A 10,621-nucleotide genomic window follows, 5' to 3' on the forward strand; every position below is an offset into this window, starting at 1 on the left:
AGCAATGAAAGTATAGCTGGAAATGTCATGCGCATCATCTACAGGACTTATCTTAAAAGATCCATTTCAGAGGAGAAGTATTTTCTTAAATTACTCCGGATTATCTTTGCTTTGCACTGGAGAAAAGACATAAAAAACCAGACAAGCAAACCCTATTCATACTGACGTTCCGATATAAAAAATAAATACTCGGATTTAACTTCTCAATTTCCAGCTGCAATGAAAAAACACCAAAAAGCAAACTTTAAATAATTTGCTTTTTGGTAATAGAAGAAAGTTCCATTAGTTTTATTCTATATTTTCCAGCACTTCTTTTTGAACCTCCAGTGCTCTGTTTGCAAGTGCTTCGTAACGTTCTTTTTTGTCTCTTATACGAGCCGGAAGCTCCGGAAATAAACCAAAGTTGGCATTCATCGGCTGGAAATGCTTGCCTTCTGCATGCGTAATATAATAAGCCATACTACCCATTGCTGTTTCTCTCGGCAAGATAACAGGTTCTTCTCCCTTAGCCAATCGTGCCGCATTTCTTCCTGCCAAAAGTCCGCTTGCCGCACTTTCCACATAGCCTTCTACACCAGTCATCTGTCCGGCAAAGAAAAGATCTTCTCTTTGTTTTGACTGATAAGTAGGCAAAAGCAGCTCAGGCGAATTCATAAAGCTGTTTCGATGCATGACACCATAACGAACAAATTCAGCATTTTCCAGTCCCGGAATCATTTGAAAGACACGCTTTTGCTCCCCCCATTTTAAATGGGTCTGAAAACCGACAATATTGTAAAGTGAAGCAGCAGCATTATCTTGTCTCAATTGAATAACTGCATAAGGGCGCTTTCCCGTTTTCGGATCTTCCAGTCCAACAGGCTTCATCGGTCCGAATAACATGGTTTTAATGCCGCGTTTTGCCATTACCTCAATTGGCATACAGCCTTCAAAAAACTTTTCTTTTTCAAAGGTTTTTAGAGGAACCACTTCGGCTTCCACTAATGCTGCATGGAAATGATTAAATTCTTCTTCTGTCATTGGACAATTCAAATAAGCAGCTTCTCCCTTATCGTAGCGGGATTTCAAATACACTTTATCCATATCTATTGTTGCATAATCAATAATTGGAGCAGCAGCATCGTAAAAATAAAAACCTTCTGAACCATTAAAAGCTTTTACTTCTTCTGAAAGCTTTTCGGAAGTCAGCGGACCAGTTGCAATAATCGTGATCCCTTCTGGAATTTCAGTAATTTCTTCATTCTTAACAGTGATCAGCGGATGATTCTTAATTCGTTCAGTCACTGTTTGAGAAAAACTGTCACGATCCACAGCAAGTGCTCCGCCTGCCGGTACCGCTGTTTTGTCAGCAGAGCCGATAATGATGGAATCCATTCGCCGCATTTCTTCTTTTAGTACGCCTACCGCATTTGTCAGACTGTTTCCTCTCAGAGAATTAGAACAAACTAATTCTGCAAATTCTTCTGTTTGATGAGCTGGTGTTTTTTTAACTGGTCTCATTTCATATAAAGTAACGGGTACTCCTGCCTGTGCAACCTGCCATGCAGCCTCGCTTCCTGCAAGACCCGCTCCTATAACTGTGACTGTTTTTGTCATTTATTTCCTCGTTTCTGTATTATTATTGCTTTTTTGGAAAAGAACAAGGGGCTGTGACATTCGTATGTCTCGAACCCCTAAAACTGAATAAACGGCATTTCAGCCTTTAGATGCATTGAGAATTGGAACGAAGCAAAAACCGCAGATACAAAGCGACACGCTTCCATAAGCTTCCTTGACAATTTTCGGTTTGTTGGATTAAATCACAAAGAACAAAGTGACTCAATGTTTTCTTGCATAAACGCTCGTCACAGTTTAGAGTCTGCAAGTAGTGAGCATCCCTACCCCCTAGTTCTCGAAAGTAAACACTTTTACTCCTGCGGTTACTCGTCGCATGAAGGGCTTTGCTCCTGCGATTACTCATCGCAGTTAAGTTCGTGCATGTGCTCCTGCGGTTATTCATCGCATGAAGTACTCTGTCACGGTCTCTTTCGTTCTTTGTTTTTCAATCTATAATATAAAGGGGTTAAATTCTTTAATTAGATGCTTTACCTGACTTGGCGAAAAACCGATTATAAGAAAATCTCAGGTTATATCGATAGGCTTAACAACTAATAGGATTATTTTTGAACATTTTCTTCGTAATCACCATTAATACAAACGACCTGTTTGCCGCCTTTAACTTTCTTTTCAACAAGATACTGATCACACTTCGGACAGTTTCGTCCAACTGGTTTATCCCATGAAGTGAAATCACAGTCTGGATAACGGCTGCAGCCGTAGAACAAACGATTCTTTTTCGATTTTCTTTCGATAACCTGTCCCTCATGGCAAACCGGACAGGTAACACCTATTTCTTTGACTATTGGTTTTGTATTGCGACAATCCGGAAAATTACTGCAGGCATAAAACTTTCCGTATTTCCCTAGCTTAATGACCATTGGGTGACCACATAAGTCACAGTCAAATCCTGCAGGTTCATCTTTTATCTGGATTTTCTCGATTTTTTCTTCCGCAATTGTCAGTTCTTTTTCAAACGGCTTGTAAAACTGATCGATCACCTCAATCCATTTTTCAGTTCCTTCTTCGACATGATCAAGGTTGCCTTCCATTGAAGCGGTGAAGTGGACATCAACAATTTTAGGAAAGAATTCGACAATCAGACTATTGACAATTTCTCCGAGTTCAGTAGGCTCAAACCGTTTATTGGTCAATTTAACATAATATCGACGCTGAATAGTTTCCAAAGTCGGAGCGTAAGTCGAAGGACGCCCCACACCATTTTCTTCCAGTGTACGAATCAGAGTCGCTTCACTGAATCGTGCAGGAGGCTGAGTAAAGTGCTGTTTTGGTTCAATGTCCACAGCTAGTACGATATCTCCTTCTTCCATGTCAGGAAGAATATTTTCTTTATCCTCTTTTCCGTCATCACGTCCTTCAACATAGACCTGCATGAATCCTTTGAATTTTATCTTTGATCCATTTGCAATAAAGATAACGCCATTTTGATTCAATGTTACTTTCATTGTATCCAAAATAGCCGGTGTCATCTGGCTGGCAACCATTCGTGACCAAATCAATGTATACAGCTTTAATTGGTCTTTATCAAGGTATTGTTTAATTTCATCCGGTGTCCTGAGTACACTGGAAGGACGGATAGCTTCATGGGCATCCTGTGCTCCCTGAGCATTCTTGCTTTTTCGTCCGCCGTGTGCAGAATATTCTTTGCCGTACTTTTCTTCAATAAATGTTGCGGCTTCAGCTTTTGCAGAATCAGCCAATCTGGTAGAATCTGTACGCATGTACGTAATCAGCCCGACAGTCCCCTGTTTTCCAAGTGCGATCCCCTCATAAAGTTGTTGAGCAACCATCATGGTTTTGCGAGTACGGAAGTTCAGTTTTCTGGCGGCTTCCTGTTGAAGACTGCTGGTTGTAAACGGCAACGCAGGATTGCGTTTTCGTTCTTTCTTTTCAACTTTGTCGACATTGTACTCTTTTCCATTCATTCGGTCTGTTACTTCTTTAACAGCTTCAGGATTAGGGAGTTTCTTCTTCTTTCCGTCCAGTCCCCAGAAATTTGCCTTAAACTTCTTTCGACCCTTTTGGAAATTACCGTCTATGCTCCAGTATTCTTCTGGAACAAATTTCCGGATTTCGTGTTCTCTGTCAATAATAATTTTTAAAGCTACTGACTGAACACGTCCTGCGCTTAACCCTTTTTTTACTTTGCGCCATAAAATCGGACTGATGGAGTAGCCGACAATTCTGTCCAATACGCGACGTGCCTGCTGTGCATCCACTAAATCCAGATCAATTGCCCGAGGCTCCTTAAAGGCTGCTTTTACAGCTTCCTTTGTGATCTCGTTAAACACAACCCGGTTTTTATCATTGATGTTCAATCCCAGTAAGTGAGAAAGGTGCCAGGCAATGGCCTCCCCTTCTCTATCCGGATCGGCTGCGAGATAGACTTTTTCGGCTTTTTTTGCTGCAGCTTTCAATCCCTTGATTACATCGCCTTTTCCTCGGATTGAGATATAATGCGGTTCGTAATTATTTTCAAAATCGATGCCCATTTTACTCTTAGGCAAGTCGCGAATATGACCTACGCTGGCAACCACTTTGTAATTTCTTCCTAAATATTTTTCAATCGTTTTGGCTTTTGCAGGTGATTCTACAATTACTAGATATTTATACGCCATTAAACGTGCGGCTCCTTTCAGGGTTCCTTTTTTACTATTTCCTACTATATATATAGAATAAAAACTCACAAATCGTAGTTCATCATATCTATTCATTTTGTGTTTGTCAAGGATTGATATAGTGAACTAGCGAAAAAAATTGAGCTCCTCTATAATATTTTGCGGCGAAAAAATGGCTTTAGCACCCTCATATATCAGGGTGTGACAGCCTTCTGAATGAGGTAGAAAAATATTTCCCGGTACAACGAAGACTTCCCTGCCATATTCCAATGCTGATTGAGCTGTTATTAAGGAGCCGCTGTTTCGTCTGGCTTCTATCAAGCAAGTTGCCTGACAGAGTCCTGCAATGATTCGGTTCCTCATGGGAAAATGATGTTTTCTGGGAGGCGTACCATTGGGATGTTCACTGATCAGCAGATGTTCCTTAGCTATTAATCGATGCAGGTAAGTATTTTCTTTGGGATAGCAAATATCCAGCCCTGTTCCGACAACTCCAATTGTTTGCCCCTGACCTTTGATCGCAGCTTCATGTGAGCGGCTGTCAATTCCTTTAGCCAATCCGCTGACAATGACCCAACCGGCCCCTGAAATGGCAGGAACAAATTCCCGAACGATTTTTACTCCATAGGAAGAGGCTTCTCTTGCTCCGACAAACGCAATGGATTTATGCTTTAACAGCTCTATATTCCCTTGATAGAACAAGACTGCCGGGCAATTATAGATTTCCTTCAGCAGAGGAGGAAATCGCTCATCCAGAATAGTCAAAAACTGATGTTCAGCCTGAAATTCCTGTAATTTTTCTGGATTTTCTGAGAGAGCATTCCAGGATTCTAAAAATAAAGATTCGTACCTTTTTACTTGACCAATGCGAAGCATTTCTTCTTTTTTTATTTCGGTCGATTCATTTTCCAGGATGAAGGATAAAATTTTTAGTCGTCCCAGATTTCCGATTCCCCGACAATTGACAAGCTTAAATAATAATGCCCTGATTTCTTTTTCCATAAAAAAAACCTTCCTTTCAAATACTATGTCTTAGATAGTATTTGCAGAAGAAGACTTATTTTATTTTATTCGCAATAATTTTTTACGGGAGCAAACGTTTTTCGATGAATCGGACAAATTCCCCGATGCTTAATCCCTTCAATGTGTTCCTTTGTTCCATATCCGGCATTTTTTTCAAATGCATATCCCGGAAACAGTTTCGCGTAGTCTTCCATCAAACGATCTCGGCAGACTTTAGCTACAATACTTGCGGCAGCAATGGAAATTGAACGGGCATCTCCTTTGATTAAGCTTTTTTGAGGAATTTTTGTATCCAATTCCATAGCATCAATCAAAAGATAGTCGGGAATAAAATCCAAATCCTCAATTGCCATCCCCATAGCCTTTTTACTGGCCTGATAGATATTTATATGATCAATCTCTATGTGGTCAACCATCCCAATACCAATAGAAATCGCCTGATTTTGAATTAGATCATACAGCTCTTCTCTCTTTTTTGCGGAAAGCTGTTTTGAATCATTTAGCCCTAACAGTTTACAATCCTCCGGCAGGATGACTGCTGCTGCGACGACCGGACCTGCAAGCGGTCCTCTGCCAACCTCATCAATTCCGGCAATCAGGCGGTATCCCTCCTGTTTTGCTTCCTTTTCAAAGATGGAAAGCTCCTGAAACTTTGCTGCTTCCTTTTCCTTTTTTAACAGGTTTCTCTCCCATTGTCCCAGTGCCTGCTGAACACCAAGACGCTGATCCTGCTGCCAGATTAACAGTCTTTCGTCTTCTCTGGAATGAACAGACTTTAATGCTATTTTTATTTCCTTGATTGATTCATTCTTCATCCCTTGCTGCTCCTAACTCTTCCCAACGATCTAGTGTAAATGTACCTAACTTTCCGCTGCGGATTTCCTGAACAATCATTTCGCTTGATCGATCATAGTCCTCTTTAAAGCCGCGTTTTTTTGTAATCAGCATTAACAGCTCTGCTGGCGGTAAAAATAGTTCGTCATCTGTGATCCCATAGCGTTCTTTAATACGATCTGGATAAAAACGGCTGAAAAACTCTAACCCATAAATAGCCAGATCATCAAAATGAAGCAGCTGATCTTTGATGGCACCTGTCAAAGCCAGTTTTTTCCCGATTTCAGGATCTTCGAACTTTGGCCATAAAATCCCAGGAGTATCAAGAAGCTCCAGATCTTTCCCTGATTTCAACCATTGTTGTCCCTTGGTTACTCCTGGCTTATTCCCAGTCTGAGCGATCTTCTTTCCCACGAGCCGATTCATCAGCGTAGATTTTCCGACGTTTGGAATACCAATACAGATTGCACGAATCGCACGAGGTTTTAATCCCCTGCTTCGATCCCGTTCAATTTTATCCTTCAATGCCTTTTTTGCTTCTTGAATGATCTTGTTTATTCCGATATTTTGCTGTGCGTTGATGACTAAAGTATGAAACCCTTTTTCCTGAAAATAATTCTGCCATTTTTTACTTTGTTCACTATCTGCGAGATCGCCTTTATTCAATAAAACCAGTCGTGGTTTCTGCTGAACAATTTGATCCATCATTGGATTTCTTGAAGACAGAGGCAGCCGAGCATCAACCAGCTCAAAAACAATATCAACAAATTTTATTTTTTCTGATACTTCTCGACGGGCTTTGGCCATATGCCCTGGAAACCATTGAATATTCATGCTTATCACCTACCTAACTAATGATTTTAATATGTCTTAACGGATAATAGACAAAGCGTGCTTTACCTAAGATGTATTTACTGTCCACTGCACCGAAAGAACGGCTGTCCTTTGACATCCGACGATTATCCCCCAATACAAAATAACTTTCATTGCTCAGCTGATCTTGATTGAGAAGACTGGAAAGTTCAAAGTCCGTTGTATACGGCTTCACATCATCTTCGTTTTTCTTGCTTTTATTTTCTTCCAAAAAAGGCTCTGCTATTTTTTCATTATTAATATACAATTGATCGTTTTCATAACGCACAGTATCTCCAGGAAGACCAATGACTCTCTTTACATAAATTTCTCCATTCGGCAATTGGAAAACAATAACATCAAAACGATTGACATCTGTAAACTTTTCCATTAGAACCATGTCACCCTGACTCAAGTTCTTCTCCATGGAATTTCCATCAATGGGAACAGGAATTAATAGAAAACCTCTCAAAATAAATAATATGACCAAAGAAGGTATCAGTAATTTCATAAAAGAAATAAAACATGCGATATATTTATTTTTCCCTCTCATAAATTTCTACCTTCCTCCATTGTAATATAACAAAAGCAGCTGCTTTTATACAATTTTAAAGCAGACAGTTATTTCCCCAGCTTTTCAACAGCCTTATTATAAGCCGTATCGTTTGTCTGAATTTTGATTTTTAACAATTCTTCAATCTTATCAGCTGTCTCCTGATTTACCTGACCAGTAACAGAAAGTCCTTTTTCAGACTGCAGAGTCTCAATTGCTGTCTTCGTACTGCTGTTGAATTCATCTGATTCATTTACATCATAATCCAGTGCTTTCAACATTTTATTTACGTTCATCACGGAGTCAGACTGACTCCCTTCTTCCAGAACCTCACTCCTTGAAATGGGAGAAAGATAAGCATACTCCGGATAATCTGCTTCAATGGTCGGTTCCAACCCTTCTTCATGAATCCAGTTTCCTTCCGGGGTCAGCCATTTCAAAATAGACAGTTTCAAGCTGCTGTGATCAGTAATTCCTTTTACAGTCTGAACAGTTCCTTTTCCATAAGTCGTCGTTCCGATGACATCAACATTGCCGGATTCTTTTAAAGCTGCTGCAAAAATTTCAGCTGCACTGGCGCTTCCACCATCGACAAGTACCACAACTGGTTCTTTTACTTTAAAACCGCCGTCCAGTTCAGAAGAGGCTGTATGCTCTGTAATATTACCATCCTTATCTTCGAATTGGACAATTACTTTACCATCCTCTAAAAACATGCTGCTCATCATTTCCACCTGATTCAACAAACCGCCGGGATTTTGCCGGAAATCCAGTACAAATGATTCTGCCCCTTCTTTCCGCAGATCTTTAATAGCTGTTTTCAATTCCTTAAATGTATTTCCGCCAAAGGATGAGACACGAATATTGCCAATTTTACTGTTTTTTGCATCAATTTCACTGCTGACTGTCTCAATGGGAATTGTATCTCGCTCAATAATGACATCAAAGGTTTCGCCTTCTCTTAAGATTGTCAGCTGAACTTCCGTCCCTTTTTCTCCTCGAATTTTACTCACTGATTCAGACAGTGTCAGACCTTCTGTAGGCTCACCGTCTATTTGCAGGATTGCATCATTTACCTTCAATCCATTTTTTTCAGCAGGTGAACCTTCAATAGGGGCCTGAGTGACTGTAGGTACTTGATCAACCAGTCCCATTGAAGCACCAATTCCTTCGAAGCTCCCGGAAACCTCATCGCTCAGCTCAGATGATTCTTCATCACCCAGATAAGAAGAATAAGGATCATCCAACGATTCCATCATTCCCTTTAAAGCTCCTTCAACCAATTCTGATTCATCTACTGATCCAACATAATTTTCCAGAATATTATTATAAAGTCCGTGAACCTCTTTCAAGTCTCCTGCATCACTTGTCTGCTGAGAAATATAACTGCTGAACAGACTGCTAAAATAAATATAACAACCGCCCACTGCAATAATTGCTGTACAAATAATGGAAACAACATATTGATAATAGGGTACTTGACGATGATTTTTTCTCATTGCTTTTGTTCTCTCCTTATTGCTCGCTCCTGTATTGACCGATTAGTCTAGTTTACCATGAAAAAGATAATGAAAAAAGCTGTTTCAAAGTAAATTAAACGAAATTCATTTGTTGCTTGCAAGGAATCGTTCTTGATTTTTACATTTTTAACAAAACAGAAAAGGGGAGTGTAACAAACCTATGTCACAGCCCCCTAAAAACCGAATAAACGGTGTTCCAGTCTTTATATACTTCAATCCTCGATACATGCTATTTAAGCGATGTATCTGCGGTACTCGCTTCTTTCCGTTCCTCGATATATGCTATTTAAGCGATGTATCTGCGGTACTCGCTTCTTTCCGTTCCTCGATACATGCCATTTAAGCGATGTATCTGCGGTACTCGCTTCTTTCCGTTCCTCGATACATGCCGTCTAGTTCCTACAAGGCATCCTACCAGTTATCCTGCAAGTTTTCTTATCATTTTCTTGAATTCCTTCTTGGTGTCATAAATCATTGCGATTCACTTGTCAGAGTAGATGATGCATGTTATCTGCTGCTTGAAGCTGGGCGCAGCTTCTTGTCGTATGGAGCAGCTTTGGTACATCCTCTTTCTAGTCAGGTTCCTTATTTGTTATTCTCCAAATACTTTTCCCATAATTCGTCAAAAATAGTCATTGTGGACAGATAGTTTACTTCCATTTCTAAATAGGAGGAAAGTTCGTTATAGTCTTCTGAATGCTTTGGGAAACGAATATCTTTCGCTGCTGCATTGGCAAATTTAGTTTCAGCATCTGCTGCGGGTCCTTTTAAAGTGATCAGGTAATGATAAAAACTTCTTCTCATTTTATTTCTTTCTCCCATTTTTTTTCTAAAAATTCGCTTCTTAGCTCATGGGCTTTTTCATATCTCTTCGGCTCTTTTTTATAAAAGTCCTGATGATAGTCTTCTGCAGGATAAAAGACAGCCGCCGGTTCAATTGTTGTTACAATTTTTTCTTTGAAGCGCCCGCTGTTCTGCAGCTCCTGTTTACTTTTTTCAGCAATTTCTTTTTGTTGTTCATTCAGATAAAAGATTACTGGTCGATAGTTATCTCCACGATCTTCAAACTGCCCTAATGCATCTGTCGGATCGGTCTGCTGCCAATAAATCTCCACTAATTTCTCGTAGGAAATAATCTGGTCATCAAAAATAATTTCCACAGCTTCCGTGTGACCAGTCCTATGACTTTTTACCTGTTCATAGGTTGGGTTTGCTGTGTGACCGCCTGTATAGCCTGATGTCACCGATATAATCCCAGGCTGCTGATCAAACGGTTGAATCATACACCAGAAGCAGCCCCCTGCAAAAATTGCTTTTTCTGTCATAATACTTCCCCTTTCCTGCTATTCTTCTGAAGTGTTTGAAGTTTCAGTGTTCTTCTCATTATCTGATGGCAGATAGAGATTCACCCGTATATCATCATCAATCAGATTAATTTTTTCTGCACGAATAAATAATCCGTTTTGCATTCTAAATTCATCTATATATAACCTGTAAAAGAATCGATGACATAGCGTAACTTGCCAGACGTGTTACACTTAAAGTAAAAACGAGGTGCCTGCCATGAAATATCATCGTTATTCTGCAGAACAAATTGCCGAAAT

The 10,621-nt window shown here is 39.9% G+C and carries 9 protein-coding genes and 1 pseudogene; all 10 read right to left on the reverse strand.

Annotated elements, in window-relative coordinates; genetic code table 11:
- Positions 1 to 288: 288 nt before the first annotated feature.
- A complete protein-coding gene (gene trmFO / locus IW492_RS15960) occupies positions 289 to 1,596 on the reverse strand; it encodes an FADH(2)-oxidizing methylenetetrahydrofolate--tRNA-(uracil(54)-C(5))-methyltransferase TrmFO (protein WP_202068888.1) in 1,308 nt (435 codons plus the stop codon).
- Between the two features lie 560 nt (positions 1,597 to 2,156).
- Positions 2,157 to 4,235 (reverse strand): type I DNA topoisomerase, encoded by a 2,079-nt coding sequence (gene topA / locus IW492_RS15965; protein ID WP_202068890.1) that lies wholly within the window; start codon positions 4,233 to 4,235, stop codon positions 2,157 to 2,159.
- A 126-nt stretch (positions 4,236 to 4,361) separates the two neighbouring features.
- Positions 4,362 to 5,237: a DNA-processing protein DprA gene (gene dprA, locus IW492_RS15970; protein ID WP_202068897.1), complete on the reverse strand. Its 876-nt coding sequence runs from the start codon at positions 5,235 to 5,237 to the stop codon at positions 4,362 to 4,364.
- Positions 5,238 to 5,302: 65 nt separating this feature from the next.
- A complete protein-coding gene (locus tag IW492_RS15975) occupies positions 5,303 to 6,073 on the reverse strand; it encodes a ribonuclease HII (RefSeq protein WP_202068899.1) in 771 nt (256 codons plus the stop codon).
- A complete protein-coding gene (gene ylqF / locus IW492_RS15980; RefSeq protein ID WP_202068901.1) occupies positions 6,063 to 6,926 on the reverse strand; it encodes a ribosome biogenesis GTPase YlqF in 864 nt (287 codons plus the stop codon). The genes IW492_RS15975 and ylqF overlap by 11 nt, the downstream gene beginning before the upstream one ends.
- Before the next feature lie 13 nt (positions 6,927 to 6,939).
- The gene (lepB, locus tag IW492_RS15985) at positions 6,940 to 7,497 is read right to left on the reverse strand and encodes a signal peptidase I (RefSeq protein ID WP_202068902.1); all 558 of its coding nucleotides are present in this window, start codon (positions 7,495 to 7,497) and stop codon (positions 6,940 to 6,942) included.
- A 68-nt stretch (positions 7,498 to 7,565) separates the two neighbouring features.
- Positions 7,566 to 8,996 (reverse strand): S41 family peptidase, encoded by a 1,431-nt coding sequence (locus tag IW492_RS15990; protein WP_202068903.1) that lies wholly within the window; start codon positions 8,994 to 8,996, stop codon positions 7,566 to 7,568.
- A 606-nt stretch (positions 8,997 to 9,602) separates the two neighbouring features.
- Positions 9,603 to 9,821: a YozE family protein gene (locus IW492_RS15995; RefSeq protein WP_202068904.1), complete on the reverse strand. Its 219-nt coding sequence runs from the start codon at positions 9,819 to 9,821 to the stop codon at positions 9,603 to 9,605.
- Positions 9,818 to 10,342, reverse strand: coding sequence for a peptide-methionine (S)-S-oxide reductase MsrA (msrA, locus tag IW492_RS16000; protein ID WP_202068905.1), 525 nt, complete (start codon positions 10,340 to 10,342; stop codon positions 9,818 to 9,820). The genes IW492_RS15995 and msrA overlap by 4 nt, the downstream gene beginning before the upstream one ends.
- Positions 10,343 to 10,360: 18 nt before the next feature.
- A pseudogene (locus IW492_RS16005) lies at positions 10,361 to 10,507 on the reverse strand (YpmS family protein); the annotation flags it as partial.
- Between the last annotated feature and the right edge of the window lie 114 nt (positions 10,508 to 10,621).

The organism is Enterococcus sp. BWB1-3 (assembly GCF_016745275.1).
Classification (GTDB): domain Bacteria; phylum Bacillota; class Bacilli; order Lactobacillales; family Enterococcaceae; genus Enterococcus_L.

Bases quoted from the DNA above. Each gene is read 5' to 3' on its own strand.
- IW492_RS15990 (WP_202068903.1), bottom strand. From the start codon at position 8,996: ATGAGAAAAAATCATCGTCAAGTACCCTATTATCAATATGTTGTTTCC.
- topA (WP_202068890.1), bottom strand. From the start codon at position 4,235: ATGGCGTATAAATATCTAGTAATTGTAGAATCACCTGCAAAAGCCAAA.
- IW492_RS15975 (WP_202068899.1), bottom strand. From the start codon at position 6,073: ATGAAGAATGAATCAATCAAGGAAATAAAAATAGCATTAAAGTCTGTT.
- lepB (WP_202068902.1), bottom strand. From the start codon at position 7,497: ATGAGAGGGAAAAATAAATATATCGCATGTTTTATTTCTTTTATGAAA.
- msrA (WP_202068905.1), bottom strand. From the start codon at position 10,342: ATGACAGAAAAAGCAATTTTTGCAGGGGGCTGCTTCTGGTGTATGATT.
- dprA (WP_202068897.1), bottom strand. From the start codon at position 5,237: ATGGAAAAAGAAATCAGGGCATTATTATTTAAGCTTGTCAATTGTCGG.
- trmFO (WP_202068888.1), bottom strand. From the start codon at position 1,596: ATGACAAAAACAGTCACAGTTATAGGAGCGGGTCTTGCAGGAAGCGAG.
- ylqF (WP_202068901.1), bottom strand. From the start codon at position 6,926: ATGAATATTCAATGGTTTCCAGGGCATATGGCCAAAGCCCGTCGAGAA.
- IW492_RS15995 (WP_202068904.1), bottom strand. From the start codon at position 9,821: ATGAGAAGAAGTTTTTATCATTACCTGATCACTTTAAAAGGACCCGCA.